Source organism: Janthinobacterium sp. GW456P, from assembly GCF_002127655.1.
Taxonomy (GTDB): Bacteria; Pseudomonadota; Gammaproteobacteria; order Burkholderiales; family Burkholderiaceae_D; genus Janthinobacterium.
This window is the reverse complement of the sequence record NZ_NEHB01000002.1, coordinates 76,833-93,846: the sequence shown is the minus strand read 5'-3', so window position 1 is coordinate 93,846 and position 17,014 is coordinate 76,833. Positions and strand designations below refer to the sequence as shown.

Annotated in this window: 14 protein-coding genes and 1 tRNA gene; 9 read left to right on the top strand and 6 right to left on the bottom strand. The window is 59.9% G+C overall.

What is annotated here, in order from left to right; translation table 11 throughout:
• Positions 1-2 precede the first annotated feature (2 nt).
• The 7 genes from CBW66_RS02810 to CBW66_RS02780 all read left to right on the top strand — a co-directional run bounded on the left by CBW66_RS02810 (position 3) and on the right by CBW66_RS02780 (position 7,531).
• The gene (locus CBW66_RS02810; protein WP_086138471.1) at positions 3-1,217 is read left to right on the top strand and encodes an NAD(P)/FAD-dependent oxidoreductase; all 1,215 of its coding nucleotides are present in this window, start codon (positions 3-5) and stop codon (positions 1,215-1,217) included.
• Positions 1,218-1,411: 194 nt separating this feature from the next.
• On the top strand, positions 1,412-1,624 hold the full coding sequence (rpsU, locus tag CBW66_RS02805; RefSeq protein ID WP_008451879.1) for a 30S ribosomal protein S21: 213 nt from the start codon (positions 1,412-1,414) through the stop codon (positions 1,622-1,624).
• 192 nt (positions 1,625-1,816) lie between these two features.
• Positions 1,817-2,269 carry a GatB/YqeY domain-containing protein gene (locus tag CBW66_RS02800; protein ID WP_086138470.1) on the top strand — a complete coding sequence of 151 codons (453 nt, stop codon included), beginning with the start codon at positions 1,817-1,819 and terminating at the stop codon, positions 2,267-2,269.
• Positions 2,270-2,399: 130 nt separating this feature from the next.
• Positions 2,400-4,196 carry a DNA primase gene (gene dnaG / locus CBW66_RS02795; RefSeq protein ID WP_086138469.1) on the top strand — a complete coding sequence of 599 codons (1,797 nt, stop codon included), beginning with the start codon at positions 2,400-2,402 and terminating at the stop codon, positions 4,194-4,196.
• 464 nt (positions 4,197-4,660) lie between these two features.
• Positions 4,661-6,904 (top strand): RNA polymerase sigma factor RpoD, encoded by a 2,244-nt coding sequence (gene rpoD / locus CBW66_RS02790; RefSeq protein ID WP_076567827.1) that lies wholly within the window; start codon positions 4,661-4,663, stop codon positions 6,902-6,904.
• Positions 6,905-7,014: 110 nt separating this feature from the next.
• Positions 7,015-7,093: transfer RNA gene (locus CBW66_RS02785), tRNA-Ile, on the top strand.
• A 102-nt stretch (positions 7,094-7,195) separates the two neighbouring features.
• On the top strand, positions 7,196-7,531 hold the full coding sequence (locus CBW66_RS02780) for an FKBP-type peptidyl-prolyl cis-trans isomerase (RefSeq protein WP_086138523.1): 336 nt from the start codon (positions 7,196-7,198) through the stop codon (positions 7,529-7,531).
• A gap of 109 nt (positions 7,532-7,640) precedes the next feature.
• Here the strand turns inward: CBW66_RS02780 and CBW66_RS02775 are convergent, their stop codons facing one another.
• The 4 genes from CBW66_RS02775 to CBW66_RS02760 form a co-directional block, all read right to left on the bottom strand.
• The gene (locus CBW66_RS02775) at positions 7,641-8,354 is read right to left on the bottom strand and encodes a YjjG family noncanonical pyrimidine nucleotidase (RefSeq protein WP_086138468.1); all 714 of its coding nucleotides are present in this window, start codon (positions 8,352-8,354) and stop codon (positions 7,641-7,643) included.
• Positions 8,355-8,656: 302 nt separating this feature from the next.
• Positions 8,657-9,148, bottom strand: a complete 492-nt coding sequence (locus tag CBW66_RS02770) for a DUF4265 domain-containing protein (protein WP_086138467.1) — start codon at positions 9,146-9,148, stop codon at positions 8,657-8,659.
• Between the two features lie 177 nt (positions 9,149-9,325).
• Entirely contained in the window at positions 9,326-9,931 is a 606-nt protein-coding gene (locus CBW66_RS02765) for a glutathione S-transferase (RefSeq protein WP_086138466.1), read from the bottom strand.
• 69 nt (positions 9,932-10,000) lie between these two features.
• The gene (locus CBW66_RS02760; RefSeq protein ID WP_035828139.1) at positions 10,001-10,720 is read right to left on the bottom strand and encodes a Crp/Fnr family transcriptional regulator; all 720 of its coding nucleotides are present in this window, start codon (positions 10,718-10,720) and stop codon (positions 10,001-10,003) included.
• Positions 10,721-11,218: 498 nt separating this feature from the next.
• On the opposite strand from CBW66_RS02760, the gene CBW66_RS02755 reads away from it, so the two are divergent.
• Entirely contained in the window at positions 11,219-12,904 is a 1,686-nt protein-coding gene (locus CBW66_RS02755) for a methyl-accepting chemotaxis protein (protein ID WP_086138465.1), read from the top strand.
• Positions 12,905-12,914: 10 nt separating this feature from the next.
• On the opposite strand, the gene CBW66_RS02750 is transcribed toward CBW66_RS02755, so the two are convergent.
• Positions 12,915-13,184, bottom strand: coding sequence for an oxidoreductase-like domain-containing protein (locus tag CBW66_RS02750; RefSeq protein WP_230492043.1), 270 nt, complete (start codon positions 13,182-13,184; stop codon positions 12,915-12,917).
• A 311-nt stretch (positions 13,185-13,495) separates the two neighbouring features.
• Here CBW66_RS02750 and CBW66_RS02745 point away from each other — a divergent pair, with 311 nt between their 5' ends.
• Positions 13,496-15,058, top strand: a complete 1,563-nt coding sequence (locus CBW66_RS02745) for a DEAD/DEAH box helicase (RefSeq protein ID WP_070287802.1) — start codon at positions 13,496-13,498, stop codon at positions 15,056-15,058.
• Positions 15,059-15,780: 722 nt separating this feature from the next.
• Here the strand turns inward: CBW66_RS02745 and CBW66_RS02740 are convergent.
• Positions 15,781-17,013 (bottom strand): lipopolysaccharide biosynthesis protein, encoded by a 1,233-nt coding sequence (locus CBW66_RS02740; protein ID WP_086138464.1) that lies wholly within the window; start codon positions 17,011-17,013, stop codon positions 15,781-15,783.
• Position 17,014 lies beyond the last annotated feature (1 nt).

The following is a 17,014-nucleotide window of genomic DNA, read 5'->3' as shown; positions in this document are numbered from 1 at the left end:
TTATGGCAAAACAATTTGATGTGGCAGTGATCGGCGCGGGCGCGGCCGGCATGATGTGTGCGGCGGTGGCCGCCCAGCAAGGCAAGCGCGTGGTGTTGATCGATCACGCGGCCAAGCTGGCCGAAAAGATCCGCATCTCGGGTGGTGGTCGTTGCAATTTCACCAATATTAACGCCACCCCGCAAAATTTCCTCTCGGAAAATCCGCATTTCTGCAAGAGCGCGCTGTCGCGCTACACGCCGCAGGATTTCCTCGCGCTGGTGAAAAAATACCGGATCGGCTATCACGAAAAGCACAAGGGCCAGCAATTCTGCAATGAATCGGCCGAGCAGATCATCGACATGCTCAAGGACGAGTGCGCCGCTGGCGGCGTGCACTGGCGCATGCCGTGCAAAATCGACAATGTTGCCCAGCAAGGCGACGGCGGCTTCGTGCTGCAGACGGACAGCGGCGACATCGAGACGGCCAGCATCGTCATCGCCACGGGCGGCCTGTCGATTCCGAAGATCGGCGCCACCGATTTTGCCTACCGCATCGCCAAACAGTTCGGCCTGGCGATGGTCGAGCCGCGTCCGGCCCTGGTGCCGCTGACGTTCGACCCGGCCAGCTGGGCCCCGTTCGCGGAACTGTCCGGCATCGCGCTGGAAGTGGATGTGGAGACGGGCAGCCTGAAAGGCCGCAAGGCCACGGGCGCGCGTTTCCGCGAAGATTTGCTGTTCACGCACCGCGGCCTGTCGGGCCCGGCGATTTTGCAGATTTCCAGCTACTGGCTGCCGGGCGAGCCCATCGTCATCAACCTGCTGCCGGAAGTGGACGTGGCGCAGACCCTGATCGAAGGCAAGGGCACCCTGAAGAAGCAATTGGGCAATATCGTCGCCCAATGGCTGCCGCAGCGCCTGGCGGACTGCCTGCTGGCCGCGAACGGCCTGGCGCCGGACGCGCGCATCGCCGACATGCCCGACGCGCAGCTGCGCAAGCTGGGCCAGGCCATCAATGCCTGGTCCATCGTGCCGAACGGTTCCGAAGGCTACCGCAAGGCGGAAGTGACGCGCGGCGGCATCGACACGCGCGAACTGTCGCAGCAGACCATGATGGCCAATAAAGTGCCGGGCCTGTATTTCATCGGTGAATCGGTCGACGTGACGGGCTGGCTGGGCGGCTACAACTTCCAGTGGGCCTGGTCTTCCGGCGTGGCGGCAGGTATTGCCTTGCAGTAAGCAAGTCTGTAGGATGGGGTCAGGCGCTCCGTGCGCCGGCTCCGGTGCGTGGGGTTTACGCCACATTCTCGCCACATTCCGGCAGCGACCTCAGGCTGCATGCCGCACGCAAGTGGGGAGGGGCTTCCCTTTCCGAATAAAAGCTGCTACTATCTATCTCTTCCTATACACCACCTCAACGGTTTGAATTTTACATGACCACTATTCGCCTTAAAGAAAACGAGCCGTTCGAAGTCGCAATGCGTCGCTTCAAACGCACCATCGAAAAAACGGGTCTGCTGACCGAATTGCGCGCTCGCGAATTCTACGAAAAGCCAACAGCTGAGCGCAAGCGCAAGCTGGCAGCTGCTGTCAAGCGTCATTACAAACGCATCCGCAGCCAACAACTGCCGAAAAAATTATTCTAAGACTGTTCAGTCAGAACCAACCCGGGTAGTGCGGCGCCTTGTTCGCCACGGGTTTTGTTTTGATTCGCCTGGAGTACTACTTCAGATGAGTCGCATACCCGCTCCGGTTCGCCGCAGCGGGTTTTCGCTTTTGTGGCCTGCTGACTTTAGCCGTGCGCACGAGCACCCACCCACTGACCAACGAGGATTGCCATGAGCTTGAAAGAACAAATTACCGAAGACATGAAAAACGCCATGCGCGCCAAGGAAGCGGGCAAGCTGGGCACGATTCGCCTGTTGCTGGCGGAAATCAAGCGCAAGGAAGTCGACGAGCGCATCGAATTGACGGATGCCCACGTGACGGCCATCGTGGAAAAGATGATCAAGCAGCGCAAGGATTCGATCAGCCAGTTCGAAGCCGGCGGCCGCGCCGACCTGGCCGACATCGAAAAAGCCGAGCTGGTGCACCTGGTCGGCTACATGCCTGCCGGCCTGTCGGACGAAGAAGTGGCGGCCGAAGTGGCTGCCGCCGTGGCCGCCTCGGGCGCCGCCGGTCCGCAAGACATGGGCAAGGTCATGGCCATCGTCAAGCCGAAGCTGGCTGGCCGCGCCGACATGACGGTGGTCTCCGCCCTGGTCAAGAAAGCCTTGACGCCGGCAGCGTAAGCAAACAATAGTAGCAAGGGCTGCCAGCCGTCGCGCCGGCAGCCCCTTAACAGCCCACACGTTGACCTGGCTCAACCTCCGGCCACGTGCGGTAGTATAGTCTGACCCATAACAAGACCCGCCCTCGCCAGTGATACCTCAATCCTTCATTTCCGATTTGCTCAACCGCGTCGATATCGTCGATGTCGTGGGCCGCTATGTGCAACTGAAAAAAGGTGGCGCCAATTTCATGGGCTTGTGCCCGTTCCACAGTGAAAAGTCGCCCAGCTTTACCGTCAGCCCAACCAAGCAGTTCTATCACTGCTTCGGCTGCGGCGCGCATGGCACCTCGATCGGCTTCCTGATCGAATACTCGGGCATGGGCTTTGTCGATGCCGTCAAGGACCTGGCGCAAAACGTGGGCATGGTCGTGCCGGAAGCGGACGATAAAATTCCGCCGGCCCAGCGCGCGCAGATCCAGGCACAAAGCCTGGCCCTGTCCGACGCCATGACGCAGGCCTGCGATTATTACCGCGGGCAATTGCGCCACGCGCCGGAAGCCATCGCCTACCTCAAAAACCGGGGCTTGACGGGCGAAGTGGCCGCTCGCTTCGGCATGGGTTTCGCACCCGGCGGCTGGGACAACCTGCGTACCGTCTTCCCCGACTACGACGTGGTAGCCCTGGCCGAGGCCGGTCTCGTGATCGACAAGGTCGATGAAGAGGGCAACAACCGCAAGCGCTACGACCGTTTCCGCGAACGCATCATGTTTCCGATTCGCAATACCAAGGGCCAGGTCATCGCCTTTGGCGGCCGCGTGCTCGACCATGGCGAACCGAAATACCTGAATTCGCCGGAAACCCCCTTGTTTTCCAAGGGTTTCGAACTATATGGGCTGTTCGAGGCGCGCCAGGCCATCCGCGACGCCGGCTACGTGCTGGTGACAGAAGGCTATATGGATGTGGTGGCGCTGGCGCAGATGGGTTTCCCGCAGGCGGTGGCCACCCTGGGCACGGCGTGCACGCCCACCCACGTGCAAAAACTGCTGCGCCAGACCGATAACGTGATTTTCAGCTTCGACGGCGACAAGGCTGGCCGCCGCGCCGCCCGCCGTGCGCTGGAAGCGAGCCTGGCCCACGTGTCGGACAACAAGACAATCAAATTCCTTTTCCTGCCGGCGGAACACGATCCAGACAGCTATATCCGCGCATTCGGCGCCGAAGGCTTCGAGCAGCAGGTGCATGAAGCGATGCCGCTGTCGCAGTTCTTGCTGAAAGAAGTATCGGGCGAGCATGATTTGTCGGAACCGGAAGGGCGCGCCCGCGTGCAGTTCGACGCCAAGCCGCTGCTGCAGCTGATGGCGCCATCGTCGCTGCGCCTGCAGATCGTGCGGGGCCTGGCGCAGCTGACGCAGTCCACGCCGGCCGAGATCGAAGCCCTGTTCGAGCTGGCCAAACCTGTTGCCGTGGCGCACCGCGCGCCGCCGAAATCGGGCCGTCCCGTGCCTGTGGGCCTGGAATTGAAGATCATGCGCATGCTGGTGGCGCATCCGCCATTGACCCTGCGCATTGATGAAGCGGCCCTGGCCGCCTTCCAGCACCTGGGGCCGGACGCGGCGCACAGCCTGGGGCAGCTGGTGGCCGTGGGGCAGGCACTGGGCGAGCATGGCAGTTTTGCCGCGCTGGCGCAGCAGTTGAAGGAGCTGGGCAGCGAGTATGACGAGATCATCGGCGAGATTGCGGCCGGCACGGAATCCGATTACGACAGCGAATTGTCGTGGCTGGTGAGCACCATCCGCGAGATCAAATTGAATGCCTTGAAGGCGGAATTACAGCAATTGTTTGCGTCGGGTTTGCCATCGGAGAAAATTGGTGTACGCTACCGCGAAATCATGCAGGAACAGGGTGAGCTGGAACGCGAACGCGATGCCGAGTTGGTGAATCGCTAACCTTGCTCTGGGGATATGGCGCGCACTGGAAAAACATTTTTCGCGTGCTATAATTAAATGCTAAGTATTGTGTGCTTTGGCAAGCTAGTTCTGTTTCGTAAATAGTATTTGTTTTCAGTAAGTTAGGCTCTTGATCGGCGCGGTGGATCGTGTCGGCAGCCAGGGCCAACTGGCGCTTTCGGCGTTGCGGGCAAGGCTCGCAGACGCTGGCAAGCCGCGCCAGGCTCTCGCTCCCAACGCGGTCGATGCAGGAATTTTTGCCGAGGCGGCTGGCAACAGCCGGTGGACAGGAATTGCTGCGCTTCCCGCGGATCGTGGCCGATGAGGTGTAAGTAACGTAACAGTGTCGAATTTGCGTAGTCGGCAGGTTCGAAGATGGTGGTTCCCGCAGGTAGACAGGGAACTGGCAGCAAACTTTATCCTAATCCACCGTAAAGCAAGTCGTTGTGTAATCGAAAGCGCCTGTGCCAATCAAGAAACCCGAATCCAAAGCGGCTGCAAAGCCCACTAAAGTTACCACGAAAGCCGAAAAGGCGCTCGACCGGCCAGAAGCGCGCGTGACCAGCGCGCCGCCTGTGGTCAGCCAGACCACCGACGCCGCCACTCTGGCGGCCATCGATACGTCCGGTTATGTCTTGCCGTCGGTAAAAGTGCCAGGCCGCCGCGGCCGCAAGCCCAAAGAATTCCAGCCAGAAAATGATGAAGTCGCCGCCCTGAACGCCGTCGAGCGGGCCGAACTGAAGGCCGTCGACAAGGCCAAGGCCAAGGACCGCAAGGCGAAAGAGCGCGCGCTGCTGAAGGACGCGTTCTCGTCCGACACGGAAGCGAGCGAGGAAGAGCTCGAGCGCCGGCGCCAGAAACTCAAGACCCTGATCAAGTTCGGCAAGGAACGCGGTTTCCTGACGTATGCTGAAATCAACGATCACCTGCCCGAAAACATCGTCGATCCGGAAGCCATCGAAGGCATCATCGGTACCTTCAATGACATGGGGATCGCCGTCTACGAGCACGCGCCCGATGCGGAAACGTTGCTGCTGTCCGATAACGTTGCCGTCGTCACCAGTGACGACGAGGCGGAAGCGGCGGCCGAGGCCGCCTTGTCGACCGTCGACTCCGATTTCGGCCGTACCACCGACCCCGTGCGCATGTACATGCGTGAAATGGGCTCGGTCGAGCTGCTGACGCGCGAAGGCGAGATCGAGATCGCCAAGCGCATCGAAGATGGCTTGAAAGACATGATCCAGGCCATTTCCGCCTGCCCCGTGACGATCGCCGAAATCATCGCCGCCGCCGACCGCATCGCCAACGAAGAGATCAAGATCGACGAAATCGTCGACGGCCTCGTCGATGAGAACGAACCGGTCGCCGCCGCCCCTGTCGTGGCCGCTCCCGTCGAAGAAGACGAGGAAGAGGGCGAAGCGGAAGAAGAGGAAGAAGAAGAGGAAGAAGAAGCGAGCGCTTCGGGCGCCGCCGGTTTCTCGGCCGAGCAGCTGGAAACCCTGAAACGCACGGCGCTGGAAAAATTTGCCGTCATTTCTCAGCAATTCGACAAGATGCGCCGCGCCTTCGAGAAAGAAGGCTACAACTCGAAACCGTACGCCAAGGCGCAGGAAGCCATTTCGCAAGAGTTGCTGGGCATCCGCTTCACGGCCAAGGTCGTGGAAAAGCTGTGCGACACCCTGCGCGGCCAGGTCGACGAAGTACGCCATATCGAGAAGCAGATTCTCGACGTGGCCGTGAACCGCTGCGGCATGCCGCGCGCCCACTTCATCAAGGTCTTCCCGGGCAATGAAACCAACCTCGACTGGGTCGATGGCGAAGTCAACGCAGGACACGCGTACAGCGCCATCCTGGGCCGCAACATTCCGACCGTCAAGGAACTGCAGCAGCGCCTGATCGACCTGCAGGCGCGCGTCGTGCTGCCGCTGCCGGACTTGCGCAACATCAACCGCCAGATGGCGGCCGGTGAAATGAAGGCGCGCAAGGCCAAGCGCGAAATGACGGAGGCCAACTTGCGCCTGGTCATTTCGATCGCCAAGAAATACACGAACCGCGGCCTGCAATTCCTCGACCTGATCCAGGAAGGCAATATCGGCCTGATGAAGGCGGTCGACAAGTTCGAGTACCGCCGCGGCTACAAGTTTTCCACGTATGCGACCTGGTGGATCCGCCAGGCCATCACCCGCTCGATCGCCGACCAGGCGCGCACGATCCGCATTCCCGTGCACATGATCGAGACGATCAACAAGATGAACCGGATTTCCCGCCAGATACTGCAAGAAACGGGCGCGGAACCCGATCCGGCCACCCTGGCGATCAAGATGGAAATGCCCGAGGACAAGATCCGCAAGATCATGAAAATCGCCAAGGAACCGATCTCGATGGAAACGCCGATCGGCGACGACGACGATTCCCACCTGGGCGACTTCATCGAGGACAACAACACCCTGGCCCCGGCCGATGCAGCGCTGCACGCGTCCATGCGTGGCGTGGTCAAGGACGTGCTCGATTCCCTGACGCCACGCGAAGCCAAAGTGCTGCGCATGCGTTTCGGCATCGAGATGTCCACCGACCACACGCTGGAAGAAGTGGGCAAGCAATTCGACGTGACGCGCGAGCGCATCCGCCAGATCGAAGCGAAGGCGCTGCGCAAACTGCGCCACCCATCGCGCTCCGATAAGCTGAAAAGCTTCTTGGAAGGCAACTAGAAGCCAATAGGGCTTGACGCGCGCCCCCGATACCCCTATCCTCGCGTGTCCGTTTCCAAAACGGCCGCGCGAGGCGGGTTTTCAACAGCGCCGCCAAGCCGCAGTCCCCTGGGCCTCTAGCTCATGCTTGGTTAGAGCAGCGGACTCATAATCCGTTGGTGCCGTGTTCGACTCACGGGAGGCCCACCAGAATTCAGCAGCATCGATCAAAGCCCCGGCGGGCCACTGCCGGGGCTTTTTTTATGTTGTCGTACAATCGCGGCATCGCGAATGATGAAGGATGAAAACGACATGACGGCTGAAGTGAAAATTGAAGATATCGTGGTGGGAGATGGCAAGGCGGCGGCGCGTGGGGCGCTGGTGACGGCGCATTACCGGGGCTGGCTGGAAGATGGCACGGAGTTCGACTCGTCGCACAAGCGTGGTGAGCCGTTTCGCTGTGTGTTGAGCAATAACAAGGTGATTCAGGGCTGGATCCTCGGTTTGCACGGCATGCAGGTCGGCGGCAAGCGCAAGCTGTGGGTGCCGGCGGATCTTGCGTATGGCGAGCGGCAGGTGGGTTTGATACCGCCGCACTCCAATTTGAACTTCGAAATCGAGTTGCTGGAAGTATTGACGCGCGATTGATCGTTTGACGCGCAATCAGGCGGGCAGGGCGCTTGGCTTTACTCTATGCGAGCAGCGGCGTGTTGACGTGCCGCTGCCAGCGTATTTCAGGTGGTGCGCCTCTGGAAGATCAAGCCTGTTTCAAGTTGCGCGGCATCGCGTTCAGCGCCGGCACGATGTCATGCAGGCTGGCCACTTCAAAGTTGGGGATGGCGGCCGAGGCATTCGCCATGCCGTCCGGGTTGAACCAGCAGCTGTCGATGCCGTAGCGGTTGGCGCCGAGGATGTCGGCGTCCAGCCGGTCGCCGATGATGATGGTCGACTCCTTGCGCAATGCGCGCGCCATCTTGGCCGCGTATTCGAAGAAGCGCACATCGGGCTTGGCGTGGCCGCACGCTTCGGAGGTGGCGACGAAGGAAATGTAGTCGCCCAGGCCGGAGGCGGCGATGCGGCGGTTCTGGATGGTTTCGACGCCGTTGGTGATGATGCCTACTTCACCGACGGCCGACAGCGCTGCGCACACTTCTTTGGCGCCATCGATGAGCACGACCGTGTCTGGCAGCGATTCCAGGTACAGGCGGCTGGCCCGTTCCGGGTCGATATCGATACTGTTCTGTGCAAAGGTCTTGCGGAAGCGCTCTACCTTGAGGAAATCCTTGGTCACGCTGCCCGTCTCGAAACGTTTCCACAGGTCGACGTTGATTGCCTGGTACTGGGAAAACAGTCCGTCAATGCCGTCGCGCAAGCCCAGTTCGTGCATGGTGTGCAGGAAGGAGCGTTTTTCGGACGCCCGGAAGTCGAGCAGGGTATCGTCCAGGTCAAACAGGAATAGCTGGTAGGTCATGGTATGTGTTGAAAACGTGGAACTTGTCTTGCATCGTAGCACGTAGCGCTGAGTTCGGTTGGCCGTGCGCTGGGCGGGCGCTCTACGGCATTCGCTGCCGAAACGTCACCTTTGCTCAATTCCTGGGCATGAGCCGGCGCTGCATCGCCGTCAATCTGGGTAGTCGCCCTGGAGTTCCCGTGCGATGACGCCAACCGGTCGCTGCAGCCAGCACCGGACTGGCCGTAGCTTGGATGCCGATTTGCATGGCACGCTGCTGGCGGCTGGCGGGGACAGGCTGACGCCAGATTTCCGAGAGGCGATTACATGCCCACCCACCAGTTGAGCAAGGTTTCGTCGTCGTCGTCATCGAGGTTGACGTAGATATTGGCGAAATACCATTCCACACCCGTCGCTGCGCGGAAGGCGTCGAAGGGGCCGTTGACGTTGTAGATGCCGTGGTGTCCCGGCACGCTGAAGGTGAGGTTGCCCTTGTACTGGCCATCCATGGTGCCGCCCAACTGGCTTTGCACGTCGCGTTCGAGCTGGTCCACTGCTTCTTGCGGCACGTCGTCGGCGTAGACCTGGATGCAGAAGTTGCCACCGCGTTTCAATACTTCGGCAGGCGCGAGCGGGTCGGCGATGTTGACGATGTCGCCGCGGGCCAGGTTCAGGGTCAGGCCGGGCGAGGCCAGCAGTTCATAGACGTGCTCGTCGATCTGGCGCGCCGGCAGGGTTTCATACACGGGGCCGCTGGTGTTTTCACCTGCCAGTACACGGATGTGTGGCAAGCCTTCGCAATTGATGTCTTTCATTAACTCTTTCTTGGTGGCGGCGAGATGGGGGTATAGCAATATTGTACCGGGTAGCTGCCTGCTGGCGGGGTACGCAATGGTGCAGGCGAGGAGTCGCGAGGGGAAAGATGGTGCAGGCAGGCGCTTGTTGATGTGGCACCGTGCGCTTGGTGCCGTCACGGTGCCTGCCGCAGGCAGTCAGACTGGCGGCGTGGCGAGGAAGGCCGGCAGGGTTTCCGCCGAGCGTGTGTAGGCGTGCACGGCGGGGTAGTCCGCCGGCTTGACGATGTCGGCCGTTTCCAGCAGGGCGAAGCTCCAGCCGACGGCGATCGTCACGCCCGCCTGGTCGATACTGCCCGTCTCGCCCGGCAAGGGCAGGTGCGCGCATTCCTGTTCCAGCGCGCTCCAGGCGGCATGCAGTTGCATGCTGACCCGTTCCAGCCACGGCGCGTGCTGTTTGTCGAGCGGACGCAGCTTGCGTTCGTAGACGATCTGCACGGCTTTTTCATAGGCGGCCAGAGCCAGGCCCGTCAGGCGCAGCGCGCGCACGCTGTCGGCGAAGGCGAGGCCGGACGTCGCGGGATGCAGCAGAGACAGATACTGCAGAATCAGGGTGGAATCCATCAGTACTTGCCCGTCATCAAGTACCAGGGTCGGCACCTTGATGACAGGGTTGATCGCGCGCACGGCATCCATGTTGCGGAACACGGAGAGCGGCAAGTGTTCGTAGGCAATTCCCTGCAGTTGCAAACAGATGGCGACCCTGCGCACATAGGGCGAGTCGAGCATACCGATCAGTTTCATGGCCAGTCTCCGGGGTAGTCGGGGAGCGCCTACGATACCTGTTTGCCTGTCCGGTGGCCAGCGCCACGCTTAATTGTGTGCGCTGATGCCGCTGCGGAACTGTTCGAAACCGGCGCGTGCGGCTTTATAGCAATTGCCGGCGGCCGCTTCCAGGCCTTCGCGGTCGAGCACTTCGACTGTGCCGCGACGGTACTGGATCAAGCCTTCATCCTGCAGCTTGCGTGCCGTGACGGTGACGCTTTCACGGCGTACGCCCAGCATGTTGGCCATGGTGTCTTGCGTGACCTTCAGTTCGTTCGACAGGGAGCGGTCGAGGCGGTCCAGCAGCCAACGGCACAGTTTTTGTTCGATGCTGCAATGACGGCCGCCCACCACGTTCTGCGCCATTTGCGCAAACATGGCGCTGGTATAGCGCATCAGCAATTGCGCCAGCGCGCCGCCTTCATTGAACACTTCGCGCAGGAAGGCGGTTTTCAGGCGGTAGCCGTAGCCGGCCGTCTGTACGATGGCGGTGCAGGTGGCGCGCTCGGCTTCGTACAGCACCACGCCAGCCACGCCTTCGCGGCCGATGACGGCGATCTCGGTGGTGGCGCCGTCTTCCATCACGTACAGCAGGGAAACGATGGCGTTGGTGGGGAAGTACGTGTATTCAATCTTGCCGCCGCAATCGAACAGGTGCTTGCCGGCAGGCAAAGCGACCAATTCCAGCTGGCAAAACAAGCGCTCCAGATCGGCGCGCGACAAGGCGCGCAGCAATTCGTTCTGTTGGGCGCCAGTGATGCTAATCATGGGCGTAGCCGGTGCGGCTTGCCAGTTATGCTGGGCGGCGGCGTGGCTATTCGTGGCTGGTGTCAGGTTGCTATAAGCTTTGTACATGGTAGGGCCTCGTCTTCTGATTTTGTTGGATGGCGCTGCTTTTCTGGCTTGCTAGCGTTGTGCTGAATCTTGTATCCACTATAGAACCAGGGGGCACTGACGGGCATCGGATGAGCCGACGTGCTTATGTAGGCTAGGAACATTGCCTCGTGTCATCCAACTCCTACGCCTGCTCTTCATTTTCCCGTTTGGAAACAACAGTGTTTGAACAAAAATGCGGTACGCTGCCCGCTACACCTGAACTTTGGCCGCATGCCGCGATCAAAGCACTCTGCGCCGCAGTGCGTCGGTGATAAAATGTTGCCTTTTGGAAATTTAACCGGCGTTTCGGTATGAGCCGCCGCATTACATGCGCCGTGTTGGTGCGCGCCTGTCTTGTCCCGTTTACCTGTTAATGAAGGAACGCAACGCATGAAATGGTTTTTTGATCTGAAAATTGCCACCAAGCTGATCTTGTCGTTTGGCGCCGTACTGTTGCTGACGGCAGCGCTGGGCGTGTCGGCGATCTTTTCCATGGCGCGCATCAATACCGCATCGACGGACCTGTCCGACAACTGGATGCCCAGCGTACTGGCGGCCATGTCCATGCGCAGCGATGTCAGCGATTTTCGCCGCTGGGAACTGGCGCACATGCTGGCCGCGCAGGATGCCGACATGGCGCAGAACGAAACGCGCATGACGGAAACCCAGGCCAGGCTGAAGGCCGATGCCGACAAGTACCGCGGCCTGATTTCCGAACCGGGCGAGAAGGAAGTGTTCGAGCGCTTCCTGGCGCTCAACGATGAATTCATGCGCCTGCACGCAACCATGCTGAGCCTGTCGCGCGAGATGAAAAAGGAAGAGGCGCGCGCGCTGGCCGTGGGACCGTCGGCCCAGGTCATGACGGACATGATGGCGGCGCTCGATAAACTGGTGGCGATTAACACGGACGGCGGCGTGCGCTCGAGCGCCAGCGCCGACGCAACCTATGCGGCCTCGCGCGCCAGCCTGATCGGCTTGCTGGTGGGTATCGTCGTCGTCGGCATGCTGCTGGCGCTGTGGGTGGCGCGCAGCGTGGCGCGTCCGCTGATCGAGGCCGTCGGCGTGGCGCGCCAGGTGGCGGCCGGCGATTTGACGGCGCATATCGTTGTGCAATCGCAAGACGAAACGGGGCAATTGATGCAAGCCCTGAAAGACATGAATGCCAGCTTGCAAAAGCTGGTGGGCCAGGTGCGAAGCGGCACCGATACCATCGCCACGGCGTCGAGCCAGATCGCCGCGGGCAATCAGGACTTGTCGTCGCGCACGGAAGAGCAGGCCAGTTCGCTGGAAGAAACGGCCTCGTCGATGGAAGAGCTGACCTCGACCGTGAAGCAGAATGCGGACAATGCGCGCCAGGCCAACACCATGGCGCAGACTTCGTCGAGCATCGCCATCGAGGGCGGCAAGGTGGTCAGCGAAGTGGTGGGCACGATGGCGTCGATCAATGCCTCGTCGCGCAAGATCGTCGACATCATCGCCGTCATTGATGGGATTGCTTTTCAGACCAATATTCTGGCCCTGAACGCGGCCGTCGAGGCGGCGCGCGCAGGCGAGCAGGGGCGTGGCTTTGCCGTCGTCGCCACGGAAGTGCGCAACCTGGCGCAACGCTCGGCCGCGGCGGCCAAGGATATCAAGGTACTGATCGGCGATTCGGTCGAGAAAGTCGAGGCGGGCTCAAAACTGGTCGACCAGGCGGGCCGCACGATGGATGACATCGTTGCCAGCATCACCCGCGTGACGGACATCATGAGCGAGATCACGGCCGCCAGCAGCGAGCAGAGCGCCGGTATCGAACAGGTTAACCAGGCCGTCGCCCAGATGGACCAGGTGACGCAGCAAAATGCGGCCCTGGTGGAAGAGGCGGCCGCGGCGGCTGAATCGATGCAGGAGCAGGCCGCCAACCTGAGCGCCGTAGTCAGCATCTTCAAGCTCGATGCGGCCGGCGCTGCCGCGAGCCGGCCGCGCACGACCGTCAACGTCAAGGCGCCGGCAGTCGCGGCACCGGCAACGGCGCCGCGTCAACTGGTCAGCACGGCGCGCCGCGCGGTGCCAGTGGATGAGTGGGAAAGCTTTTAATTGAATTAAGTTAAGCGCGCTTGCGCGGTTTCTTGACGCCCTGGGCAGTGGGGACGGCAGCGGCTTGCTGGCGCTGCTGCCAGGCCCTCAGGGCCGCTTCGTAGGCGGCCAGGTCCTCCTGGTACATTTCCAGTACGCAAAAGGTGCAACCGCTGTGGCAGCACTCGTCATTGCCCGGTTTGCTGGGCGGCTGCGGTTGCGGATCGAGGGGGAAAGGCGGGGTGGGCATGGTGAGGGACGGGGCGGTGGAGCTGGCATAGGAGCGGGCATAATACGGCATCCCGGCGCCTCGTTGCTGGAACGCTTTTTGCTCAAAAATCACGGTTTCCGTGTACAGTTGCGGTGAATTAGGGTATCGTTTACAGCACTGATATTGTATCTTCTGCGCGCGATGTTCCGCCGGCGCGATCTCCGCCGCCATCGCAGCACATCTCTTCGACGCTCCCGCATACGCCATACAGCATGTCCCGGAGCACGGAGGTGCCGCAAGAACAATGATCCATGGCTTGCAAGACGGAGCTGCCCGTGCCCCGAAATGTTGTTTATTGAGAAAGCATGGCTTCCGCAGTGCGGAGGCACACCAGAAAATTTATGTCTGAAACCGAATCGACTCCTACGCCCAGCCCGGCGATTGCCCCTGAAGCGGCGCCCGTCGCCGCTGCGCCTGCACCAGCACCAGCACCAGCACCTGCCGCATCCGCTGCTCCCAGCCTGACTTTTGCCGACTTTGGCCTCGCGCCGGAAATCCAGCGCGCGTTGACCGATCAGGGTTACACCCATCCGACACCGATCCAGGAACAAGCGATACCCGTGGTGCTGCAGGGCCGCGATGTGATGGGCGCCGCGCAAACGGGCACCGGCAAGACGGCCGGTTTTTCCTTGCCGATCATCCAGTTGCTGATGGCGCACGCCAGCAGCAGCATGTCGCCGGCGCGCCATCCTGTGCGCGCGCTGATCCTCACGCCGACGCGTGAGTTGGCGGTGCAGGTGGCGGAAAACGTCAAGGCCTACGCCAAGCACACGCCGCTGCGCTCGACCGTCGTCTTCGGCGGCATGGACATGAAGCCGCAAACCGTCATCCTGCGCGGCGGCGTGGAAATCGTCATCGCCACACCGGGCCGCCTGCTCGACCATATCGAGCAAAAGAACATCAGCCTGAGCCAGGTACAGATGCTGGTCATGGATGAAGCCGACCGCATGCTGGACATGGGTTTCCTGCCGGACTTGCAACGCATCATTAACTTGCTGCCGAAGCAACGCCAGAACCTGATGTTCTCGGCGACGTTCTCGCCAGAAATCAAGAAACTGGCCGCCACCTTCCTCAACGATCCGCTGACGATCGAGGTGGCGCGCAGCAACCAGACGGCCGACAAGGTCACGCAAGTGGTCTACAAGGTGACGGAAGACCAGAAGCATGCCCTGGTCGCCCATCTGCTGCGCCAGCGCGACTTGAAGCAGGTCATCGTATTCTCGAACACCAAGATCGGCGCCTCGCGCCTGGCCCGCGTGCTGGAGCAGGAAGGCATGAGCGCCACGGCGATTCACGGCGACAAGAGCCAGCAGGAACGCATGGCGGCGCTGGAGGCGTTCAAGAAGGGCGAGATCGACGTGCTGGTGGCGACCGACGTGGCGGCGCGCGGCCTGGATATTTCCGACCTGCCTTGCGTCATCAACTTCGACTTGCCGTACAACGCGGAAGACTATGTGCACCGCATCGGCCGCACGGGCCGCGCCGGCGCCTCGGGCGACGCCATTTCGATCTACTCGGATAAGGACGAGCGCTTGCTGGCCGATATCGAGAAACTCATCAAGCAAAGCATCAAGCGCGGCGAATTGACGGGCTTCAACCCGGCGCCTGCCCGCAGCGGCGACAGCGAGCGCCGTCCGCCGCGCCGCAGCGAAGGTGGCGAGGCACGCCCGGCGCGCGCCCCCGAGAGCCGCCATGCCGGCGATAGCCGCGACAGCCGCTCCGCGGAGCGCGGTGCGCGTCCCGCTTTTGGTCCCGGCGCACGACGCGAAAAGGCTGATCCCTGGTTCCTCAAGCCATATGAGCCGGCCAAGGCCGCAGCCCCGGCTGCCGCCAGCATGGCGCCTGCCGCAGTCAAGCCGAAGCAGAAAGTGGCGGCATTGCTGGGTGGTTTGTTGAAGCAGTGAATCCCAGTTGAGAGATGATTGTGCGTTTTGTCGAAAAATCACAATTCTTGCGCCGTGAAATGGCCATGACCACTGCCGCAAATGGCAGTGGTAGGCATGACGTCATGCACGCGAACGGCGCCCTGCAGATGCAGGCGCGCAAGTTGACTGTCCGATGGATAATGCCTCTCTGGCAAAAGACTGCCAGATCGCATGGACATCGGTGACCAAAAAGATATCCTTGTCGATCACGGGGACAGACAGCTGTGCGGCTGCGCGTTCGTCAACGCCCTTGTGCCTGTGACGAAATATGGGATTTACCCGGTGCAGTTGCGTGCCGCCAAGATCCCGACTTGTTCATTCGCAATCCGTGATTATTCGCATGTACACTCCGGCGTTGGGCTGGAAATATCATCTGGAGCGCGCCTTTCTTCGATTCCTGCAACTGGAGTTCGTGGGCTCCGACCATTCCGGTACAAGTGACTCGGACTGCCAAACGGGGCTGGCCAAGCGCGGCTGCGCCGCCCTTTCAAGCAGCGCCAAGGTCACGTGTTGAGGTAAATTATCCTGGAGCAGGAAGATTCCAACCTGCCGCTTAGTTTGCTCAGGTGAGCAAACTAAGCGATAAAGTTGATCCATTCGGCTAGCCGCATGATCAGCTCCCTGCATGATGGGTATAGAGAGTCAGACAGCACGGCCACGGAGATGCGTCCATGCTTTCCGTTATTATCGATTACAGAGCCTTAAATATCAAACTTCGAGCGGTTCTTAATCCACCAAGCGCGTCCTAATACGACGATTATAGATCCAAACAATCCTATTGCAAATGCCCGTAGCAGCGCAGCAGACAGGCGTGTCGAGCGGTGTTCCGGCAAGCTTGGCCCCGCGATAAAGCGACTCTTTTCGAGGTACAGGTTATTTGCCAACTGGTTGTCTATGGTGATTTTGTTGTACACCTCTTGGGTTGTCTTATCCTTTAGATCTTTGGTCTTGAACACCGCTAACTTTACCGACTCCAGTCCGCGCAAGACGGTCTCTCCAGATTTAGTGTTATCCAGCAGAATTTTAGCTTGACCATAATATTCACGCAGCAAAATATTTTTTTGCTGTTCGCGCTTCGTATGGTAGATCAATTCGTCGGTTATCGCTGTATCTACTTCTGTCGTCATTAGTTGCGTGACCGGCGACAAATAGCGTGCATTGTCTTCCGTGACTGAAATCACCTGGCGCGAAGTTTGGTTGGCCGATTCCGGGTAGCGCATCACAATCTGTTTCAGGGCTGCGCTTTTACGTTTATAAAGATCAAGTTTTTCTCTATTTTCAATAATGTCATTATCGAGTTTGGTAATAAGTGCTGTAATTTCGCTATACTTAAAACGCAATACATCGGAATAAATCATATAAGTAATGCTGTCCATTGCGTAGCGCCCCAACAATCCAACCATACGCTGGGCGTTTTCCCCACTTCCTGCCGCATACACAATGCGTAGGCCAATGACATTGTTACCACCATCCTTGGGTTGATCCATTAACTCCTTGGCATCAAGTTTTGTGAATGGGAAAACTGGCTGCATCAGTTTTGAAATTTCTTCCGCAGAAGAAAATACTTTGCGTAGGCCATCTACGCCAGGTGTGGCTTCAAGCTTGTTTTGCTGAATAAATTCGGTAAAGCGTCCGCTAGTACTGAAGAATGCAGCATAACGTTTATAATCGGCTAGCATGATACCAGGAGGAGGCTCTTTGTCTTTCATATTTCTATCCAACGGTATTGGAATTGCTCCGCCGAACTGCAGGAAACCCTCACTTTGATATTTTGCCGCATGTATTCCCTGCCATAAGCCAAGTCCTGATGCAACGACGGTGACGCCAATAATTATCCAGCGCGAGCGCCATAATGGAGGGAATAGATCCATCAGAGGAATTCCAAACTGGTTGCCGTCATTATTTTCTTCGCTGAGCTCATCATATTTTTCCATA